Here is a 21030-nt window from a genome sequence, read left to right as displayed (position 1 = left end):
AGTGAGAAAACCTCATTGGGGCGCTCGGGACCGGGACCAGCGACCGCGCCTGCGAAGGCGGGCACGGTCGTGCGGGCGCGTCGCGTAGGCTGGGCGCGGCGCGCCGGGAAGTCTGGTCGGCATCCGGATCGGGATGTGGAGGACCGGCTGATGCGCGGAGTCGAAACCGTACTGTTCCTCGTGGTCGTGGCGACCGTGGTGGCCACGTTCGCGCGGCGCCTGCGGGTTCCGGCGCCGTCGCTGCTGGTCGTCGTCGGGGTCGTGGTGGGGCTGGTGCCCGGCGTCCCGGCCGTGCAGGTGACGCCGGAGGTGATCAGCCTGGTCGTGCTCCCGCCGCTGCTGTTCGCGGCGGGGGAGGAGCTGCCGTGGCGGGATCTGCGGGCGGTCGCGCGGCCGGTCGCGGTGCTGTCGGTCGGGCTGGTGCTGCTGTCGGCCGCGGCGGTGATCGGGATCGCGGTCGCGGTGACGCCGCTGCCGGTCGGGATGGCCTTCGTGCTCGGCGCGGTGCTGGCGAGCACGGACCCGGTCGCGGTGACGGCGCTGGCGCGGCGGCTCGCCCTGCCGCCGCGGGTGCAGGCGCTGATCCAGGCGGAGAGCCTGTTCAACGACGCGACCAGCCTGCTGCTGTTCCGGGTGGCGTTGTTCCTGGCCGTCGCCGGGGGAGCCGCGTCCTGGGGCCGGACGCTGGGGGAGTTCGGGGTCCTCGCGGGCGGCGGGGTGGCCGTGGGCGTGCTGACGGCGCTCGGCGCGTTCGTGATCCGGCGGCGCACCGAGGATCCGGTGCTGGAGACGGTGATCTCCCTGGTCACGCCGTACGCCGGGTACGTCGTCGCGGAGTCGGTCGGCGGGTCGGGGGTGACGGCGGTCGTCGTGGCGAGCGTGATCCTCGGGACCCAGGCCGAGCGGCTGACGACCGCGCGGATCCGGCTGCAGGTCGGCGCGGTCTACCAGACCGTGGTGTTCCTGCTGGAGAGCGTGGTGTTCGGCCTGATCGGGCTGCAACTGCCCGCCCTGGTGCGGCGGGTCGCCGGCGGCGGGGCGTGGTGGCTCCTGCAGGCGCTGGCCATCGCGGCGACGCTGGTGCTCGCCCGGCTGCTGCTGGTGTTCGTGCTTTCGGCGGTGCGGCAACGACGCGTGGACGGCCGCGTGTCGTGGCAGGTGCCCGCGGTCGTTTCGTGGGCGGGGGCGCGGGGCGTGGTGCCGCTGGCCGCGGCGCTGTCGCTGCCGGTGGCCACTTTGGACGGTTCCGAGCTGCCCGCGCGCGACCTCGTCCTGCTGCTGACGACGGCGGTGATCGTGCTGACGCTCGTCGTCCAGGGCTTCACCCTGGCGCCGCTGGTGCGGCGGGCCGGCATCGCGCTCGACCCGGCCGACCTGCGGACCGAGTACGGCACCGCGCGCCGGAAGCTCGCCGAAGCCGGGCTGAGCCACCTGGACCACCTGGCCGAGACGGAGTCCGCCGCGCCGTTCGTCGTCGACCAGCTGCGGGCGAGCTGGCAGGCGCGGCTGGACCGCATCCGCGGCGACGGCGAGGACGACGACCTGGCGCGCGGGATCGACTACCGCGCCCTGCGGCGTGAGCTGATCGCCATCGAGGCGGCCGAGCTGGCGCGGCTGTTCGAGGCGGGCGAGATCACCGACGGCACGCGGCGCCGCATCCAGCGGCTGCTGGACCTGGAGCACGCGGGGCTGGAGGACTGAGGACCCGGCGCTAAGATCCCGTAAATACGCGTAAAGCTTCTCCCGACCCGCCGTGATCGCCGGGATCCGGCCACAGTGGACCGGTAGGGTCCGCCTCGTGACTGCCGAGGCAAGGGGGAGCGCGTGAGTCAGGCGGAGAGCACGCGCGACGTGGTGCGCCTGGGCCTCGTGGTCGGCGCGCTCGGCGTGGTGTTCGGCGACATCGGCACCAGCCCCATCTACACGCTGCAGACGGTGTTCAACCCCGCCGACCCGCACCCGGTGCCGGTGAGCGCGGACAACGTCTTCGGCGTGGTGTCGCTGATCTTCTGGTCGGTGATGATCATCGTGACCGTCACCTATGTGCTGCTGGCGATGCGCGCCGACAACGACGGCGAGGGCGGCATCATGGCGCTGATCACCCTGCTGCGCCGCTGGGGTGCCCAACGCGGCAAGCGCGTAGCCGTCGTCCTGGCCGGGCTGGGCATCTTCGGCGCGGCGCTGTTCTTCGGCGACAGCATGATCACCCCGGCGATCTCGGTGCTGTCCGCGGTGGAGGGCCTGAAGGTCGTCTCGGCCGGCTTCGAGGACTGGATCGTGCCGATCACCGCCGTGATCATCATCGGGCTGTTCTTGGTGCAGCGGCGGGGAACAGCCGCGGTCGGGCGAGTGTTCGGGCCGGTCATGATCGCCTGGTTCGTGACGGTGGGCGGGTTCGGCGTCGCCGGGATCGCCGGGCACCCGGAAATCCTCAAGGCGCTCTCGCCGACCTACGCGATCGGGTTCATGGCCGGGCACTTCGACATCGCCTTCTTCGCGCTGGCGGCGGTCGTGCTGTCGGTCACCGGCGCCGAAGCCCTCTACGCCGACATGGGCCATTTCGGCCGCCGCGCGATCACTCGCGGCTGGCTGCTGCTGGTCCTGCCCGCGTGCGTGCTCAGCTACCTCGGGCAGGGCGCGCTGATCCTCGAGAACCCGGCCAACGTCGGCAGCCCGTTCTTCCTGCTGGTGCCCTCGTGGGGCCGGCTGCCGCTGGTGGTGCTGGCCACGGCGGCGACGGTGATCGCGTCCCAGGCGGTGATCACCGGTGCCTACTCGGTCGCCGCCCAGGCCGCCCAGCTCGGCTACCTGCCCCGGCTGCGGATCGCGCACACCTCGGAGACCGAGCGGGGCCAGATCTACGTCCCGTGGATCAACTGGGTGCTCATGGTTTCGGTGCTCACGCTGGTGTTCGCCTTCCGCAGTTCCGCCGCGCTGGCGTTCGCGTTCGGCATGGCGGTGACCGGCACCATCACGATCACGACGCTGCTGTTCTTCTACATCGCCCGGTCGCGGTGGGGGACACCGGCGTGGCTGATCGGCGCCGGCGCGTCCGTGCTGCTGGTCGTGGACCTGCTGTTCGTCGCGGCCAACCTCACCAAGCTGGTCCACGGCGCGTGGCTGCCGCTGCTGATCGGCCTGACGGCGTTCACGATCATGACGACGTGGCAGCGGGGCCGCCGGATCGTCACCGCCGAGCGCGAACGCCGCGAAGGTTCCCTGCCGGAGTTCATCGAGGGGCTCCGCGAAACACCGGTCCAGCGGGTCCCAGGCACGGCGGTCTTCCTCAACCGCGGTGGCCGGACCGCCCCGCTGGCGCTGCGGGCGAACGCCGAGCACAACCACGTGCGGCACGAGCAGGTCGTCATCATGTCGCTGGAGACCGAGCCGGTGCCGCGGGTGCCGCCCGAGCGGCGGGTGACCGTCGAAGACCTGGGCCACGCCGACGACGGCATCGTCTTCGTCACCGCCCGCTACGGCTACATGGAGACGCCGGACGTCCCGGGCGCGCTCGCGCGGCTCGACCCGGCGCGGACCGAGGGACCGCTGCGGCTGGACGAGGCTTCGTACTTCCTGTCCAAGATCGAGCTGCGGCGCGGACCGGAACCGACCATGGCGGGCTGGCGCAAGCGGCTGTTCATCGCTACCTCCTACATCACCGCGGACGCCGCCGAGTACTTCGGCCTGCCGCGCGACCGCACGGTCATCATGGGCTCGCACGTCGACGTGTGACCCGACCGGCTGATCGTTGTGCTGTGCCGACCGTTACGAATCCGGCCACAGCCACGGCCGATGACTTCGGAGCAACGGTTACGTGCCGCGTGGGGGCGGCCTACTTTTGGCCGGATTCGTAACGCGTTCCCGCCGACGGGCGACTGACCGGCCGTCGGCATCGCGTTCTCCGAGGGCGGTGAGGGGTGTGGAGGTGACCCGTCATCGCGCCGTCGTAGTCGTCCTGGCCGGTTTCGCGGTGGCGCTCGGCGTGGCCGCGGTCCTTCTCAAGATCCGCGACGGCGCGCACCCGATGGCCGACGTCCTGCTGACGTCGTCGGCCGGCACGGCTTTCGTGGCCGCCGGGCTGATCGCCGACCGCCGCGCGCCGTCGAACCGGAGCGGCCTGCTGATGGTCCTCGTGGGACTCGGGCTCTTCGCCGAGGATCTCCAGCTGTCGCCGAACGCCGTGGTGTTCACGGCCGGGCTGCTGCTCGCGCACGCCTCGGCCCCGCTGGTCGTCCACCTGATGGCGAGTTTCCCGGCCGGACGGCTGGACGGCCGGTTCGCCAAGGGAATCGTCGGCTGCGCCTACGCGGTCGGTTTCGGTGTCCCGGCCGTGGGAGTGCCCTTCGTGGACTGGGCGGCGAGGTTCCCCGGCAAGCCGGCGAACCTCCTGCTGGTCGTGGACGCGCCCGCGGTCGGCGACGCCGTCGGCAGGACGCTGGAGCTGGCGGGTGCCGTCGTCGGCGTCGCCCTTCTCGTCCTGCTGGCCCGCCGGCTCGGCGCCCGGACGGCCGGCGTGCGCTGGCCGCTCGGGCTCGTCGTCGCGGTCGCGCTGGCGGGCGCGGCGCTGTCCGCCGTCGCCAGCCTGCTCGGCTCGGGGCACCCCGCCCATGCCGTGGTCCTGACCTGCTACAAGATCGTCTTCTGCCTGTGGCCGGTGACGTTCGCGGTGGGTGTCGTCGGGCTGGCGCCGCGCGTGGGCGGCGTCGCGGACCTGCTCGCCGCGGTCCGGCAGCCCTGTTCACCGGCGGAGTTGCGCGTCCTGCTGGGCCGCGTCCTGCGTGATCCGTCCCTGCGGCTGGTCGGCTGGCACCAGCCGGACGCCGATGACCGTGCGGGGCCGGGGGAGCGGACGGTGGTCCTGGCCGAGTGCGCGGGCAGGCCGATCACCGCGGTCCTCAGCCGCGACACGACGTGGGACGACCCCCGGGTGATCCGGGCCGCGGGGACGGTCGTCGGGATGGTCGCCGACCGGCTGCGCCTGCACGAGGAGATCGAAGGGCAGCTCGCGGAGTTCCGCCGGTCCCGGGTGCGGCTGGTCGAGCTCGCCGACGCCGAGCGCCGCCGGGTGGAGCGCGACCTGCACGACGGCGCCCAGCAGCGGCTCGTGGCCGTGGCGATCGGGTTGCGGCTGGCGCGCCGGCGGCTCGAAGGGCACGTCGAGCCCGCGCTTGACCGGTTGCTGGCCGCCGGGGCCGAAGGCCTCGAGACGGCCATCGGCGAGCTCCGGGACCTGGCCCGGGGGATCCACCCGGCGGTGCTGACCCAGGCGGGGCTGGTGCCCGCCGTCACCTCGCTGGCCGAACGCTGCCCGGTGCCGGCGTCGGTGTCCGCGGCGGAACTGCCCCGGCTGCCGGCGGCGGTGGAGGCGACCGCCTACTTCGTCGTCGCCGAAGCGATCACGAACGTGCTCAAGCACGCGGGCGCGACGCGGATCGGGATCCGCCTCGCCGCCGATGCCGGCCGGCTGACCGTTTCCGTGCGGGACGACGGTGCCGGCTGTGCGACCCCGCGCGGAGGGTCCGGTTTGGACGGTCTGGCCGAGCGCGTCCGGGCACTGGACGGCCGGTTGGAGATCCACGGCGGACAGCGGGCGGGCACCACCGTCTGGGCCGAGATCCCCCTGGACGCGGCACCGGAGGGCGTCACACGGTGATGTTCAGCTGGTCTTCGACGTCGGCGATCGGGTTCGCCAGCGCGTAGGTGGGCGCGGCCGGGTCGTTGTCCCAGTCGCCCGAGGCGTACAGCAGCCCGGCGATGCGGTTGTCCGAGTCGAGCAGGACGGACCCCGAGTCGCCGCTTTCCACGAACGTGATCGACTGCGGGAAGTCGACGTGCACCTGGATCTGGCCGGTCATATACCGCAGGATGTCCGCGGGCCGGTCCGGCGGGAAGCCGGGGACGAGCGGCGGCGGCGCCACCGGAGGCAGGTCGGGGTAGGGCACCTTGTACGACCCGTTGGTGCCCGACACCCAGCCGTGGGTCAGGCCGGTGGTCCGGCCGCGCTTCCGGACGATGTCGCCCGGCGCGAGCAGGTAGTTCGGTCCCGCCGTGGCGCCGAGGTCGGCGATCTCCTGGGCCGCGTCGACGTCGAGCGCGCAGAGAGCGGCGTCGACCCGCCCGGACTTGGTGATTTCGGGGAACGCCCAGTTCGACAGCACGCCGAGGTGGTCACCTTCGTGCCGGGCGCCGAAGAGGGTCTCCGGCTGGAGGATCTCCTGGCCCTGCGCCCGGTTCAGGTCGCCGCACAGCACGTGGTGGTTGCTGAGCCCGTACCAGCCCGGCTCGACGCGGTGCCGGACGACGGCACCGAGCGTCCCGGACGAGCCGCCCGTGCGGCCGGCGTGCAGCCACCGTTCGTTCATCACCGAGACGCCGCCGACGACCGGCCGGTACTTGCCGGTGTCGGGCAGCCAGGCCGGCCGGAACGAACGTTGCAGGACGACGATCGGGAACCCCTGGGCGTCGGCGGGAAGCTCGGGGACCGCGCCGAGGTCCTGCACGAAGACGCGGACGACGAGATCGTCGGCGTCCGGCTGCTCCTCGTCGCGGACGCCGACGTCGATCCCGGTGACCTCGGGGAGGGCGAACACGACGGCCTCGAGCGCTTCCTCGGCCGCGATCAGCTCGGGCGGTGGTGTCATCATCGCTCCTCGTCCCCGGTCCTGCGTGCGCCTGGGTGCCAGGGTCCCGGCCGGCGGCGCCGCCGTCATCAGGGCAGGCACCGATGTGCCCGGCCGGGGCGGGGCCGCACCATCGCGGGATGGCCCTGCGCGTGCTGATAGTCGACGACGACGCGGGCTTCCGCCGGCTCGCCCGCCGGGTGCTCGAGGCCGGGGAGATCGAGGTCGTCGGCGAGGCCGGGACCGGCGCCGAGGCGGTGGCCGCCGCCGGTTCGCTGCGTCCCGACGGCGTGCTGCTGGACGTGCAGCTCCCCGACACCGACGGGTTCGCGGTGGCCCGCGTCCTGGCCGGGCTGGGGATCCCGGCCGTGCTCTGCTCCGTGCGCGACTATCCGGCCGGCACCGCCGTCCTCCCGAAAGAGCGGTTGTCGGCCGACGAACTCCGGCGGGTCTTCGGCGAAAAGTCCCGTTGACCGGCGGTAACGCGGCGAGCCCGCCACGCGAGTCACGGTATGTCGGCTGTCGGGCGAGGGCGGTGGGACATGACCGGGTTCAGTGTCGTGCTAGCCGACGACGCCGTCCTCTTCCGGGAAGCGGTGGCCGAGGTGCTGCGGACCGCGGGCTTCGACATCCGCGCTCAGGTGGGTGACGCGGCGGCGTTGCACGACGCGGTCGGGCGGGTGCGGCCGGACCTCGCGGTCGTCGACATCCGGCTGCCGCCGACCCACGAGCTCGAGGGCCTGCGCGCCGCCGTCGAAATCCGGCGCGACCACCCCGGGGTCGGGGTCCTCGTGCTGTCCCAGCACGTCGAAACCCGGCTGGTCGGCATGCTCGTCGGCGGGTCCGCGCGCGGCGTCGGCTACCTGCTGAAGGAGCGGGTCTGCGGGATCGACGCCTTCGTCGAGGCGGCACGGGACGTCGCCTCGGGGGGCTGCCGGCTGGACCCGGAGATCGCCCGGCTGCTGACCCGGCCCGGCGACGACCGGCTCGCCCGGCTCAGCGAGCGTGAGCGCCAGATCCTGTCGCTGATCGCGGAAGGGCGGTCCAACCAGGCGATCTGCGACCGGCTGGTGCTGACGAAGAAGACCGTGGAGACGCACATCCGCCACATCCTGCTGCGCCTGGACCTGCAGCCGGAGCCCGCGGACCACCGCCGTGTCCTGGCGGTGCTGGCGTTCCTGCGCGCTCAGGGCCAGCCCTGATGACAGCCGGCGGCCGTCGCCCGCATCATCGGCTCACGATCGGCCGTCGACACGGAGGGGGCCGTCATGGAGTTCTCGTCGCCGCGGTTCCAGGGCGACCAGCACCTGCTGGACATCCTGAACGACCCGGACACCGGCCAGGTCAAGCTCGGGCCGGGCAGCCCGGCGGAGTCGGTCCTGCGGGTGCAGCAGGCGCTGGCCGACCTGCTGTGGCCGGCGCAGACCGATCCGCCGCTGCCGGTGGACGGTTTCGCGGACGGGGTGTTCGGGGCCGGTACGGAACGGACGGTCAAGGCGTACAAGTTCGTCTTCCGGCTCCGCTTCCCACCCGGCCAGAGCCCGAGCATCCTCGACGGCTTCGCCGGTCCGCGCACGATGGACCTGCTGGACAAGCACATGGTCGCCTTCGACGCCGCTTCCGTGGCGATCGACGAGCGGATCGCCGACCTGACCGCCGCCGGGTCGGTGATCACCGACCAGCACCGCAACGGGATCCTCACCCGGACGCGGATCACGATCCGCAACCTGACCCTCGACGGCGTCGCCGCGGCCCTGATCCACCATCCCGGCCTGGGCGTGTTCCTCGTCCGGCAGCCGATCCTCGGCACTTACTTCGACCGGTTCCACACCTTCGGCGCGCCGCTCGGCGATGAGCACGACATCGACGACGCGACCCGTGGCGTCGACTTCCAGTCCGGCGAGATCCAGGTGGACGTCGCGACCGGGACGGTCTCGACCAGCGCGCAGGGCGAGCCCGACCTCGTGTACTGACTTGGAGGAGCCATGACCCAGCGCGGTTTCCTGCTCTGGAAAGGACAAGGATCCGATCAGGCCATCTACGCGGCCCGGCGGGACTTCGACCAGGAGATCGGCGGTGCCCGGCGGGTGAGCTACTTCGCCACCAGCCGGGGGATCGCCGCGGTCGTGAAGCCGGGGGACCACGGAATCCTGACCGCGTGGCGCGGCGCGGACGACGACAGCCGGATCTGGACGGCCACCGCCCACTTCGACACGAGCTCCTGGAGCGACCAGTCGAACCCGGCGGACGGCCCCCGCACCGACGACCGCCCGGCGCTCGGCGTGGTCGGCGACCGCGTGTTCATGGCCTGGCGGGGCACCGGCCCGGACGAGATGATCTGGTACTCCGAACTCGGGCCGGGCGGGTGGACCCCGCAGCGGCTCGCGGGCAACGGCACGGCGAGCTCGACGCACGGCCCCGCGCTGGCCGGCCACGACGGCCGGCTCTTCCTGGCCTGGAAAGGGTCCGGGGGCAACGAGCAGCTGTACTGGTGCACCTACGACGGCTCTTCCTGGACCGACCCCCAGCCCTTCGCCGGGGGTTCGACGCACGGCCCGGCCCTGGCGTCCTCACCGGGCGGGCTCGTCATGGCGTGGAAGGGTTCCGGCGGCGACGACCAGCTCTGGCGGGCCACCTACGGCGGCGGTTCCTGGTCGCCGCAGCAGCCCGCGGTCGGGCGGTCGAGCCACGGGCCCGCGCTCGGCCGGGTCGACAACCGCGTGGTGATGGTCTGGAAGGGCGCCGGCGCCGACGAGCGCCTCTGGTGGTCGTGGGACGGCTTCCGCAGCCAGCAGGCCGTGCACGACGGCTACACGACCAGCGAGACTCCCGCGTTCGTCGCCGTCGAGTTCTACTCCCTGTGAGGCTCAGGCCGGTGTCGCGAATGACTCATTCGGGACGTGCGAGGTCCCCGATGACCCATTCGCGACCTTCGGAGCCGCGGGCAGGCGGCAGCGGAGGCTTCACGCCGGCGGAAGCCATTCCGCCGGCAGCGGCACCAGGTCGACGAACGGCGAGCGCTCGTTCAGCTCCGGCGTCACGACGTCCTCGGTGGCGCCGGGCAGGTCGATCTCCCGGACGCGCAGGCGCAGGGGGCCCGCGCCGCCGAGCCGGGACAGGTCGACCGTGGTGGTGACGCCGTCGGTGGCGGTGAGGCCCTGGACCGGGACCCACCCCGGGACCTCGGGGCCGCCGCCGAGCAGGATCAGGTCGTGCTCCCCGGCCGCGGGGACGTGCTCCTCGACCACCACGTCCAGCCCGGTCCGCGGTTCGGGCATGGTGCCGGACAGCTCGACCCGGGCGACGTCGCCTTCCTTCGTGACGACCAAAGTCCGGTCCGGCAGCACGGGAACCAGGTCCGTGGCGACCACTGTGGACAGTTCGAGGCCGCGGAGGCTCTCCGGCTGGTACCGGGCGACGGCGAGCTGGACGAACGGGTTGTAGGACGGCGTGGGCAAGGTGAGCTCGACGTCGGCGAACCAGCGGTCGCCCGCCTCCGTCACCGCGAACGGGACGGCGTGCACCCGGGCGGGGATTTCCGGGAGGAAGACTTCGCCGGCGTGGCCGGTGAACCAGTCCGCGGCCGGGAACAGCGGCAGCTCCGGCGAGGCGAAGAGCGGGTCGCGGCCGATGCGCGTGACGAGCCCGGCGTGCTCCTCCGGTGGTTCCTCGATCGCCGCGACGACGGCGAGCTGTTCGCCGTCGCCGGTCTCGAACCACGGCCGGGCCAGCTCGACCCGCAGCAGGCCGCCCCGGCGGACGTGCTCGATCCGGCCGGCGGCCGTGGTGCGTTCCCACCGGAACGCCGGCCGCACCGCGAGCACCACCGGCGCCGGCGGCCGGGCGCTCGACACGATCGACACGGGCTGCTGGACCTTGGTGACGTGGAACGCAGAGTCGGGTTCGCCCGCGTCGTAGAACTCGCGGAACCGGCTGACGGCGGTCAGGGTGTAGGTGACCACCCGGTGCCTGGTGTCCCCGAAGGAGTGCCGCATGGGCGAGAACGCCGGCTCGCCGCGGGCGATCGGCTCGGTGTGCAGGTGGTCGACGGTGACCTGGTCGACGCCCGAATCCGAGCGGACGGTCCACTGGGCCGCGACGTCCAGGGCGACCGTGCTGTCGGTGTTCAGGCCGTCCGCGGCGAACCGGGGGCTCAGCACGGCCGTGGTGTCGTTCTCGTCGCGGGAGATCGCGTCCGGCGGCAGCCGCCACTGCGGTTCGGCCAGCGGACGGCGCACCGCGTGCACGAGGTGCAGGACCCGCGGCGGCGAGAGCAGGGGGTGCCCGCCGTTCTGGGCCTCGACGAGGGACACGTCCGGGACGTCGGCGCGGGCGAGCCAGTCGAACATCGCGAAGTGGTCGATGTAGCCGTCGCGGATGGTCGAGGAAAGCGCGATCCGCACCTGCTCGGCCTGGGCCAGCCGGACCACGAGCCGGTCTCCTGCCCAGTGCAGGGAAATCGGGTCGTCGGCCGGTCCCTCGACGAGCTCGATCGCCTTGTCCGCCTGCTCGGGCCAGGCCGGTGCCCAGGCCGACCGCTCGCTCAGCGGTTCCGCCACCCCGCCCGGCTCGGCGGCCAGGACGGCGTTGACACCGTTCACCGCCGGGTCGGGCAGCCCGCGTTCGGCGGCGTCGCCGGTCTCGGAGAACACGGTCAGCGCCCGTTCCGCCCAGTCCCGGGTCCGCTCGTCTTCGGGGTGGTCGAATTCGCCGTGCTGCTCGGCGATCGCGAACGTCGTCTGCGGCGGGAGCAGTTCGCGCCGGTCGGCCGCCGGGTAGCCCGGGTTGCCGGCGGAGGTCTCCGCGACGCTCTTGCCGAAGTCGCTGCGGATGACGAGCCGGTCGACGGCCGCGCCGGCGGCAAACTCCGTCCGCGCCTGGAGGACGGGGGCCGCGAGGGGTTCGTGCCGCAGGTAGAGGATGGTCTCGGTGGTGTCGGAGCTGGTGCTCTGGTGGTCGGCGCCCAGACCGCCGCCGGCGAGGTCGGCGATCCGCGCGCGCATGCTGTAGCGGCGGGAGAAGCGCAGCGGCGGAAGGCTCGCCGGCCGCAGGCGGTAACTCCACTCGAAGTCGTACGGCAGCTCGACGCCCGGCTTGCGCGCGGCGCCCGCGGTGTTGTCGAGAAGGTTGGGCCGCGGCACGGCCAGGCTCCACCCGTCCCAGCGCACGACGACCTGGTCCGCGCGCAGGGTCCGGTCCGGGTCCCGGATCGCGGCGTTGGCCTTCACGTGGCCTTCCTCGTCGTGGAAGCCGTCGCCGCCGGCCGCTTCGACCGGGGCGATCGGCAGGCCGTTGACGCCGTAGCGGGCCTGCCGCGCGCACAGCGGGTGCCAGTGGGGATCGTCGCCCATGCGGACGTCCACGCGGTAGCCGAGGACGAGGTCCTCGGCGTGGAACTCCGCGTCCGCGGCGGATTCGAGGCGGGCGTTCGCGGCCGCCGTGGCGACCCGCCCGGCGAAGTCGTCCGCCCGGCCCGGCCGCACGAGCATCAGCCCGCCGGTCCGGATGTGCGGCAACGCCGGCGCGTCGTCGGCGTCGCTCTCATGGGCGGACTTCGCGGCGTCCCGGAGCCGGCCGACGATCCCGTCGACGTCGAAGGTGGACACCGCCCAGCGCGGCGGGGGCGGCGGCTCTTGCTCGTCCGGCGCGGGCGGGGCGACGATCGCCGAGGCCCGGCCGAGGTCGAGCAGGCCCGCGCGGATGTCCGCGGCCGCGCCGGGCGACGGGGCCGGCACGAACTGGCCCGACGTGAGCAGGTAGTGCGTCCACGGCGCGGTGACCAGGAAGCTGAGCGGCGGGTCCGGGCAGCGGACCGACAGGAACCGGGTGTCCGGCGCGCCCACGTCGAGCGCCGACCGGTCGAGGGTGACGTCGAAGACCAGGCCGAGCTTCCGGAGCACCGCGGGGTGCTCGCGCAGCATCGCGACCGTGCCGTGGAAGTCGGCGGGTGTGTGCGGCGGGATCGGCGGCGACGGCGGCGGGGGCGGCAGCGGCGCCGGGTCGAACCAGGTGTCCAGCTGCTGCCGGACCATGGCCGGCGTGTTCGCGTCCGGGACGGCCAGTGCCTTCGCCGACGTCTGGTACGTGCCGACGACGTCGCTCGCGTCCCGGTAGGTGTCGGCGACGTCCGGCGCGGGATAGGTCTTCTGGCCGAACTCGTTCACCAGCCCGGCGTCCCCGTCGAAGAACGCCTGCCAGAGGCCGGATTCGGCGACGTTCCGGTACGTCACGGCGGCGTCGACGGTCTGGATGCCCTCCGACGTCTTCGTCCGGACTTCGAAGGCCGCCGATTCCAGCACCGCAGGCCAGTCCTGCATGCCGAAGTCGGCGAGCCGGCCGCCCTGCAGCCGCGGCACGACCAGCACCTGGACGACGGCCTGCGTGCCGTCGAGCCCGCCGGGGACCGGCACCCACAGCACCTCGCTCACGGCCTGCCCCCGACCACGCGCAGGATCCCGTCGTCGCAGGCGGTGACGAGAAGTCCGCCGTCGGCGGTGAACGCCAGGTCCCGGACCGGCGCGGGATGCGCGACGCGGTACTGCTCGAACCCCGTTGCGACCTCGAAGGCCGTCACCATGCCGCTTTCCGTGGCCACGGCGATGGTCTTGTCCCCAGCGCGGAAGACCACTGTCCTGATCGGAGCGTCGCAGTCCAGGACGCGGGGCTCGCCGGGCGTCGCGCCGGTCAGCGGGAAGATCCGGACTTGCCGGTCCACGCCGCCCGAAGCGAGGAGCAGGCCATCGGTGCTGAAGCTCACCGCGGTCAGCGCCCGGGGATGGGGCACCGTGGCGGTGACCGTGCCGGAGCGGGAGTCGACGAGCCGGAGCCCGTTCTCGTCGGCGATCGCGAGGAGACCGTCCTTGCCGAACGCGAGAGCTCGCACCTTCCCGTCGCCGTCGATCCGGTGGGCCGCCTGCCCGGTCCCGGCGTCGACGAGGACGGTCGACCGGTTGCTCGCGGTCGCCAGGACCGAGCCGTCCGGGCTGAACACCACCGCCGTGACGCCGCTCGGGTGCGGGCACCGCCAGCGTTCGGCGCCGGTGGCGAACTCGAGCGCCCGGGCCGTCCGGTCGGCGCAGCCGGTGGCGACCAGGTCCCCGGCGGGGCTGATCGCCACCGCGTTGACCGCCTGGCCGTGGTCGATCTTCCACACCAGTCCGAACAGCGCTTTGAAGAGCCGGGCGTGGCCGTCGAGGCAGCCGCTGACCGCGGACAGGCCGTCCGCGCCGATCGCGACCGAGGTGACCGGGCTGGGGTGCGGGCCTTCGACGAGCGGATCCCCGCTCGCGTCCACCCGGTACATCCGGACGTTCTGGTCGGCGGTCCCCGTCACCGCCACCGGGGCCGTCCGGGCCAGGGCGAGCTGCGTGATCGTGCTGCCGTGGTCGATGCGGAGGAGCTCGCCGCCGACCTCGTACAGCCGGAGATACCCCTGCCCGGGATCGATGATCCCGCCGACGGCGATCCGGCTGCCGTCGGGGCTGTAGGCGAGGTCGCGGGCGATGTCCGGGCCTTCGTCCGACCACAGCACGGCGCCGGTCGCGGCGCTCAGCACGGCGATGCCCGGCCGCGGCGTGTCGCCCGGGATCTGGTTCACCGCAATGGTTCTCAGGTCCGGGCCGTAGACGACCTTGGTGCACTCGCCAAGGTCGGGGAGCGGACCGAAGCGGAGCTCACCGGTGGCGGTGCCGAACACCGCGGGCCCCGGTTCGACGACCGCCGCCGCCCACCGGCCGTCCCGGCTGACCGCGACCGAGCCGAGCCCGACGACGTCGTGGACCTTGGCGACCACGGTGGCCCCGGACGCGACGTCGATCATCCGGGCCGTCCCGTCGGTCATCCCGGCGACCACCGTCTTCGAATCCGGCGTGAAGGCGACGGACTCCACGAAGTCGGGCAACGCGCGGAGCAGGTCGCCGCCGACCGCGTCGAAGACGAAGGATTCGCCGCCGCGGATCGCGGCGAGCAGGCGGGAATCCGGGCTGTAGGCCAGCTTGCCGAACTGCCGGAACTCGTCGAACGGTCCCGTGCTCCGCCACTTCGTCTCGCCCGTGGCCGCGTCGAACACCCAGACCTGCAGGCCGCCGACGAACCCCGTGCTGGAGCCCACGGCCGCGACGAACCGCCCGTCCGGGCCGAACAGGACCTGGTCGGCGACGGCGAACTCCGGGTTGGTGCACCGGGGGTTGGCGTCCTCGACGGCGAGCACCCCCTTGGCGTCCTGCCCGGACACCGCCATCCACAGGCCGTCGGCGCTGACCGACACGCTGTCCGTGGCCGGGTCGGCCTGGTTCAGCACGAAGTCGACCGTGCCGTGCGAGGCGTCGACGATGGCGACCTTCCCGCCGCTGGAGTCCCCGGCGAAGTTCGTCCCGGACACGGCGAGGTGCTTGCCGTCCGGTGTCCAGCCCAGCGAGCTCACCGGCATCGGCAAGATCACCTCGTGCAGCCGCGTGCCCGGCACACCCATGCTCACTCCTCGGTCAGTGCGCGAAAACCGCGCGATAGTCGCGCCACCGCTGCAGGTCCAGTGCCGGGCCGTCGAGCTGCCGCAGTCCCCGCGGCCCGGGCACCGCGGCCGTGCCGCCCGCCAGCACCCACTCGCCGCTGTCCAGCTCGACGCTTTCGGACCACAGCGTGAGGTCCACCTCGACGACCAGGGTCGCGCGGCCGACCAGGGCCTTGCGGTCGGAGTGGTAGGTCAGCCCGATGCGCATCTCGACCGACACCGAAACGAGGCCGAGCACCTCGACGCAGCCGCCGATGCGCAGGTAGCCCTCCAGGGACACCGAACCGTCCTGTTCGAGGGTGAAGCGGACGCCGCCGAGTGCGTGCACTTCGCCGCTCGCGACGAGGAAGTCGATCGCGACCAGTGCCCCGAACTCGAGCGCGGCCTCCAGGCGCCGCAAGCCGTTCCGGTCGAGCACGACCTCGATGTAGCCGCCCCCGCCGAGCATCAGCACGCTGAGGTTGAACGGGTTGGCCCGGCTGCTGAACCCCAGCGTCACCTGCACCGGCCGGGCGTCGAACGGCACCTCGACCGCGGTGTGCACGGCGATGTTGCGCAGGGAGAAGGCGCCGGCCGACACCGAGGGCACCGGCAGGGAGTACCGCGCGGTGATGCCGGACGGTGTGACGTCCAGGAAGCGCGCGGCGCCGGCGAGGTCGACGGCGTTCTGCAGTTCCTCCAGCAGCTGCAGCAGCCCGAGGAACTCCGCACGCAGGCCGTCGATCCGCAGGTCCGGCTGCCGGCCGGTGACCTGGGTGAACTCGATCCTGGCGAACGAGAGTTCCAGCAGCGCCCGTGGACCCGGCGGCAGGACGAGCGCGAAGTCGTTGACGGTGCAGGTCGTGTGGGCCTGCGGGGCGCCGGCCGGCCCCAGCCCGGTGGTGACAGTGAGGTTCATCCGCGTCGCGGCGGTCGGGGTGAAGGGGCCGAGCGCGGAGAGCTTGACGTCTTCCCACCGCATCGTGACCGCCGGCGGGCGGCCGGTCCGGACGACCGACGTGATCTGCGGCGGCACCCGCACCTGCGAGACGAGGTCGCGGATCGGGAAGCCGAGGATGGTCGCCTCCGGCGGGAACACCCGCTTGGGGTCGAGGAGACCGGTGACCGGGTTCGGCAGCCCGGCCAGGTTGACCGGGCCGAACGACCGCGACAGGCCGTTCGCCGCGAAAGCGGGCGAGACCAGGCCACCGGACCGCTGCGCGCAGCGGGTGAAGTCGACGCCGATCGCGGCGCCGGTCAGCTCGAGCAGCACGTCTTCGGTGTCCCCGCGGGCCAGGTAGTTCGCCGCGAACCGGACCGGGGTGGGCGCGTCGAACCCGGTCAGCGAGCGCAGGGCCGGGACCCGGACTTCGAGGCCGGCGAGCGCGGGCCGGTAGCCGTCGCCGGTCAGCCGTCCCGCGATGTCCAGCGCGTGCACCTCGTGCACGTCGCCGTCCCGCGGGTTCGGCGACCGCACCAGATCGAGGTTCGCCCCCGGCAAGCGCACCTCCTCGGCCCCGTAGGCCCCGGCGAGCGCGTCGGCGAGGGTCGGATCGGTGAGGGAGTCGTATTCGGGGGACAGGTCGGCGACGAAGATCAGCGGCAGGTCGCACCGCAGGTCCCCGGCCGGGCTGCCCACCCGCAGCGGGAACCGGATGAACTCGCCGGCCAGGTTCGTGGGGAAGAAGTGCGTCCGCAGGGGCGGGCGCCCGTCCGGCGGGGCGTGCTCCTGCCAGTCGGGCTCGCCCAGCCCGGCGTACACCCGGGTGAGGATTTCAACGTCGTCGAAGGGGAAACCGCGCCGCAGGGCGAGGTCCGCGGGCGGCCGGCGCACCGGTTCGGTGACCGTCAGCACCGACCACCGCCGCAGGACGGCGGCGTTCCCGGCGTTCGGGTCGAACTGGCGCTCGCTGAAGACCTCCAGGACCGCGCGGTGCCCCAAGGGGTAGAGCCGGCCGGTGACGGCCGTCTCCACGCTCAGGTCGCGCCCGAGAACCGTGCGTTGCCGCCACCGGAAGTTCTCCCACACCCCGTCCGCGCTCAACGTCCCGCCGAGGGCACCGAGCTCGAGCCGGCTCGCCGTCGCCGGGTGGGTCGCGCTGTTGAGCACGATCAGCGACCGTTCCGGCGCCGCCAGGGCCACCTCGAAGCCGAGGTCGTCGTCCCGCCCGGCCAGGTCGCCGTCGACGGGCCGCAGGCTCAGCCCGGCGTCCAGCGGCGTCGCGGCGGAACCGGTGAACTTCGCACACCAGAGGCCGGTCACCCCCGAGGCGGTGACCGGAGCCGTTGCCTGTACACAATGGACAGTCGCGCCGGCGCTGTCGAGCGGGGCGAGGACCAGCCGCCACGGCAGCTCGATCGCGGTGTCTTCGTCGCCCGGCGGTACCGAAGGCGGCCGGACCGCCGCGGCGCCGATGGCGTCCAGGACACCCGCGACGGTCGGCACGATCGTCGTGCCCGGCTCGACGGAGAACGCGACGCGGCTTCGGCCGGCGAGTACGGACCGCCACACCGGAACGGGCGGATCGAACGGGACGAACGGCGCCGGCGTGTCCGGGAAGGAGGCTTCTTCGGCGACGTGCTGCGGTGGGAACGTCACGATCAGGCGGGCGTTCTCGCCGGCGACGAGCCGGGGAGACCCGTCGGGGCCCGCACCCACGCCGAAGCCCGGGAGGCTCACCCCGGCGATGACGTGGTCGTCGGGTCGTACCAGGAGCAGCTCCGGCATGGACGGTCACCTCCCTCGCCAGGCTCGCCGAGCTGATCGACGTCTGTCATCAGGGCTAGCCCTGATCAGGTCTCGTCCGGTGCCAGCCGGTCGGTCGCGATCTCGGTCGCGCCCACGCTGTCGCCGGCGAGGCGGACGCCGTCCGTATCGGCTTCCACGGTGAGCGAGATCGGCGCGACGCCCGGCCGGTCGACGGCGAACAGCGGGATGCTGATCCGGCCGCCGTCGATTTCGCCGCCGTCGGGATGGCCGGTGAAGACCGGCCGGCCGTCGGGCTGGTACAGCGTCACGTGGACCCCGTCGCCGCCGTCGGGCTGGGTGAGGATCAGGTACCGGACCGAGAACCCGGTCCCCGACGGGTCGAGCACCGCGACGACCCCGGCCAGCGCCGGTGCCTGCAGGAGCGTCTCCGGGACTGCCGCGAGCACGTCCGGATCCAGGCAGACGAGCAGGTGGTCGTCACCGCAGTCGACGGTCGTGGTCGCTTCGCGGGCGGGCGTCAGCAGGTACAGGTCGCCGATCGAGGAGTTCGAGAGCAGCTCGAAGTCCGCGTCGGTGGTGTCCGACCGGGTGATCGATCGGGTCTCCGCGCCGTCCGCGATGGCGATGATGTCGGTGTCGTCGAGGACGGGAAGTTCGAACCCGGTCAAGCCGGCCCGGTAGGCGATCACCGACAGTGTGAAGGCGGCTTGGTCGCCCACGACGTCGCCGGGCGGCGGTGCCACCTGTGCGAGTTCGTCGAGCACGTCGGACGTGGCGACCTGCCCGAGCGTGCGCCAGGCGGCCAGTGCGACGACGGGATCGCCGGCGGACGCGGCGCCCTGGATCAGCGCGGTGGCGTCGGTACCCAGGGGAGTGGCCAGGCAGATCGCCGCGGCCACGTCGAACGGATCGGCGTCTCCGGTGGCCAGGACGCTGCCGATCGCCGCGCCGAGCGGCGGGCGCGTGTCGGGGTCGGTCGCGGCGAGCGCCGCGAGGAGGCCGATCGTCCGGATCCGGTCCGGGTCGGCGGGGTCGAGGGCCCGGCGGAGCGCTTCGGCGCGGTCGGCTTCGTCGAGTTCTCGGAGCCGTTCCTGGCCGAACCCGTCCTTGGCGGCGAGCAGTTCGTCGATGAGCTGGGGCAGCGGCACGTCGCCTCGATTCTCACGGTCTGACCTGGCAGTGCCCGCGCATCCGGACGGCCTGGGCCTGCGTGACACTGGTGTTGGAGTTCGACGACGCCTTGATGAAGTTCACCGGGTCGGTGCACAGCGACGTGTCCGCTTCGCAGTGGGGCAGCCCGAGGAAGTGCCCGAGCTCGTGCGCGAACGTGTTCCCGCTGTTCGCGGTGGTGCCGTTCAGGGAGACCACCGGTGCCCGCAGTCCTTTGGTGCGGCGCTTGGTGCACGAACCCCCGACCGGCGACCACCCGTCGGCTTTCGGATCGGACATCACGGCGACGACGAAGAAGTCGAGGGCGTCGTTGGCCACGCCCCACCGGTCGGCCAGCGCCTGGGCGTCGGCGAGACTGCGGACGGTCGTCAGGGCGCCCGCGTCGGCGGACTTGATCCGGAATCGCCGGATCGTGCCGATCACCGGCCCGTGCACGGCGAAGATGCCGGTCATGATCGCCAGGGAGTCGGTGAGCTGCTGGGACTTCCCGGGTGCGAACCGGTCCTCGCCCACGGCGATGACGTTGAGATCCACGTGCGGGGCCATCGGGAACCTCCGGTGCCGTCCGGGTCAGAACACCAGCGTCCAACCCTCGTCGTGACTTTGCTCGGCCGTGTACGACACGCCGTGCACCTTCAGCCCCTGCGGGTTCAGCAGGGTGATCGCGCCGCCGTTGTTGCCCAGCTGGACCCCGTCGGTGAGAGGCACCGCGAGGGTGGTCCCGGCGGCGAGCCGCGTCGCCGGCAGCGCACAGGTCTTCTTCGCCCGGTCCGCCAGCCGCCAGCCGGTGAGGTCGACCTCCGCCGGCGAGGCGTTCAGCAAGGTGACCTGCTCCGCCTCGGGCGCGGGACCGACCGGGTTGACCAGTGCCCCGACGACGCGCACCGGGATCTGCTCCTGCGGGCCGGGCCCGCCGTCGATCGCGTGGCCGGTCGTGTCGTCGGTGTGCCACGACTGGCTCTGGAACGCGAGGAAGATCGCGACCCACCGCGACTCGGCGCCGAAGTGGAGCAGCAGCCCGCCGTCCTGCCACACGCCGTCGTCGCGACGGAAGGCTCCGCTGTTGCCCTGATTCATGTGCACGTCGTGCACGCCGTTGCCGGGCAGGAAGCCGAAGACCTTGTCCGGGACGCCGTCCTCCGGGCCCCAGCGCTCGCCGAACGCGTAGAGCCGGACGTCCGGGTCGCGCTGGGCCCGGAGAACGTAGTGGTCGAGCAGGTCGGCGAGATCGTTGTCGGGGCCGGTCACGTCCGGCGGCAGCACCCTGAGCGTCGCCGGATCGAACAGGTTCGCCCGGATGAAGTCGAGCCCGGCGCCACCCGGACCGGGCGGCAGCGGGGTCCACCCGGCTCCCGCGGGCAACGCCGCCGTGACCGGGTGCCGGAAGTCTTCGACCACGCAGTACCGAAGTTCGGACGGCGTTTCCTGGGATTCGACGTTCACCGCGACGCGGTAGCGGACATCGTCGGCGGCGAGTTCTATCTGGTAGTGCGGCGTATCGGTCTTTCCTTCGCGCTGGGTGCCCACCACCGCGCCGGAAAGCACGCCATAGGACTTCAACGGCACTGTTCGTCCCCTCCCGCTCGGTGGGCCACCTCGCCAGGTTCGCCGCCCGCGCGCCCCCGTGTCATCAGGGTTAGCCCTGATGACACGGGGTGCCGGTCGGCAGTGGGTCGGGATGCGCCCCAATGTGGCGTTGGGTGCGTTGGACGCACCGAACGCCACATTGGGGTTTTGTCAGTGTCTTGAACGAGTCGTTCGAGACGCCCCAGGTCCTGAACGACTCGTTCAAGACATGAGGGGGCCGCGGCAGGCCGAGTGGCCTGCCATGCCCGCCCCCACGCAGCCCGCAGTGAGAAAACCTCATCGGGGCGCTCGGTCCCACGACCTGCGACGCGCGGTGCCATCCGGCGCCGGCGTGGTACGCGGCGGCGGCTTCGGTGCGTGAGACGGCTCCGAGCTTGGCCGCGGCAAGATCGCCCACCTGACCGCCAGGTGGGACGGCGCGCGGGTTCCCGGACAGCTTGCCCTCCCCGGCGGGC

14 protein-coding genes are annotated in these 21030 nt (G+C 72.9%); 7 read left to right on the top strand and 7 right to left on the bottom strand.

Translation table 11 applies throughout. The annotated features are described in order from the left end of the window. Positions 1–150: 150 nt before the first annotated feature. From AB0G28_RS29020 to AB0G28_RS29010, 3 genes are all read left to right on the top strand, one after another. The gene (locus tag AB0G28_RS29020) at positions 151–1701 is read left to right on the top strand and encodes a Na+/H+ antiporter (protein WP_361095763.1); all 1551 of its coding nucleotides are present in this window, start codon (positions 151–153) and stop codon (positions 1699–1701) included. Between the two features lie 123 nt (positions 1702–1824). Continuing rightward, a complete protein-coding gene (locus tag AB0G28_RS29015) occupies positions 1825–3732 on the top strand; it encodes a potassium transporter Kup (protein ID WP_361095760.1) in 1908 nt (635 codons plus the stop codon). A gap of 193 nt (positions 3733–3925) precedes the next feature. After that, a complete protein-coding gene (locus tag AB0G28_RS29010) occupies positions 3926–5653 on the top strand; it encodes a sensor histidine kinase (RefSeq protein ID WP_361095757.1) in 1728 nt (575 codons plus the stop codon). On the opposite strand, the gene AB0G28_RS29005 is transcribed toward AB0G28_RS29010, so the two are convergent. Beyond that, positions 5643–6641: a hypothetical protein gene (locus tag AB0G28_RS29005; protein WP_361095754.1), complete on the bottom strand. Its 999-nt coding sequence runs from the start codon at positions 6639–6641 to the stop codon at positions 5643–5645. The two genes, AB0G28_RS29010 and AB0G28_RS29005, sit on opposite strands and share 11 nt — an antisense overlap. Before the next feature lie 119 nt (positions 6642–6760). Between AB0G28_RS29005 and AB0G28_RS29000 the strand changes: the two genes are divergently transcribed. The 4 genes from AB0G28_RS29000 (at position 6761) to AB0G28_RS28985 (ending at position 9484) form a co-directional block, all read left to right on the top strand. Then, positions 6761–7093 (top strand): response regulator, encoded by a 333-nt coding sequence (locus tag AB0G28_RS29000; protein ID WP_361095751.1) that lies wholly within the window; start codon positions 6761–6763, stop codon positions 7091–7093. Between the two features lie 69 nt (positions 7094–7162). Continuing rightward, positions 7163–7822, top strand: a complete 660-nt coding sequence (locus AB0G28_RS28995; protein ID WP_361095748.1) for a response regulator transcription factor — start codon at positions 7163–7165, stop codon at positions 7820–7822. A 66-nt stretch (positions 7823–7888) separates the two neighbouring features. Then, positions 7889–8593, top strand: a complete 705-nt coding sequence (locus AB0G28_RS28990) for a hypothetical protein (RefSeq protein WP_361095745.1) — start codon at positions 7889–7891, stop codon at positions 8591–8593. A 12-nt stretch (positions 8594–8605) separates the two neighbouring features. Next, a complete protein-coding gene (locus AB0G28_RS28985) occupies positions 8606–9484 on the top strand; it encodes a hypothetical protein (protein WP_361095742.1) in 879 nt (292 codons plus the stop codon). 99 nt (positions 9485–9583) lie between these two features. On the opposite strand, the gene AB0G28_RS28980 is transcribed toward AB0G28_RS28985, so the two are convergent. The 6 genes from AB0G28_RS28980 to AB0G28_RS28955 all read right to left on the bottom strand — a co-directional run bounded on the left by AB0G28_RS28980 (position 9584) and on the right by AB0G28_RS28955 (position 20554). After that, positions 9584–13048, bottom strand: a complete 3465-nt coding sequence (locus AB0G28_RS28980) for a hypothetical protein (protein WP_361095739.1) — start codon at positions 13046–13048, stop codon at positions 9584–9586. Next, complete coding sequence (locus AB0G28_RS28975) at positions 13045–15090, bottom strand: PQQ-binding-like beta-propeller repeat protein (protein WP_361095736.1); 2046 nt, start codon at positions 15088–15090, stop codon at positions 13045–13047. The genes AB0G28_RS28980 and AB0G28_RS28975 overlap by 4 nt, the downstream gene beginning before the upstream one ends. Positions 15091–15103: 13 nt before the next feature. Then, positions 15104–17836, bottom strand: a complete 2733-nt coding sequence (locus AB0G28_RS28970) for a hypothetical protein (RefSeq protein WP_361095733.1) — start codon at positions 17834–17836, stop codon at positions 15104–15106. 65 nt (positions 17837–17901) lie between these two features. Next, positions 17902–18966, bottom strand: a complete 1065-nt coding sequence (locus tag AB0G28_RS28965; RefSeq protein WP_361095730.1) for a hypothetical protein — start codon at positions 18964–18966, stop codon at positions 17902–17904. Between the two features lie 13 nt (positions 18967–18979). Next, positions 18980–19534 carry a M12 family metallo-peptidase gene (locus AB0G28_RS28960; protein WP_361095726.1) on the bottom strand — a complete coding sequence of 185 codons (555 nt, stop codon included), beginning with the start codon at positions 19532–19534 and terminating at the stop codon, positions 18980–18982. Between the two features lie 24 nt (positions 19535–19558). Further along, positions 19559–20554 (bottom strand): DUF2278 family protein, encoded by a 996-nt coding sequence (locus AB0G28_RS28955; protein WP_361095723.1) that lies wholly within the window; start codon positions 20552–20554, stop codon positions 19559–19561. Between the last annotated feature and the right edge of the window lie 476 nt (positions 20555–21030).

The sequence above is a fragment of the Amycolatopsis sp. NPDC021455 genome (assembly GCF_040640995.1).
Classification (GTDB): Bacteria; Actinomycetota; Actinomycetes; order Mycobacteriales; family Pseudonocardiaceae; genus Amycolatopsis.
Note: the sequence above shows the minus strand (reverse complement) of the source record. Positions and strands in the feature narration are given on the sequence as shown.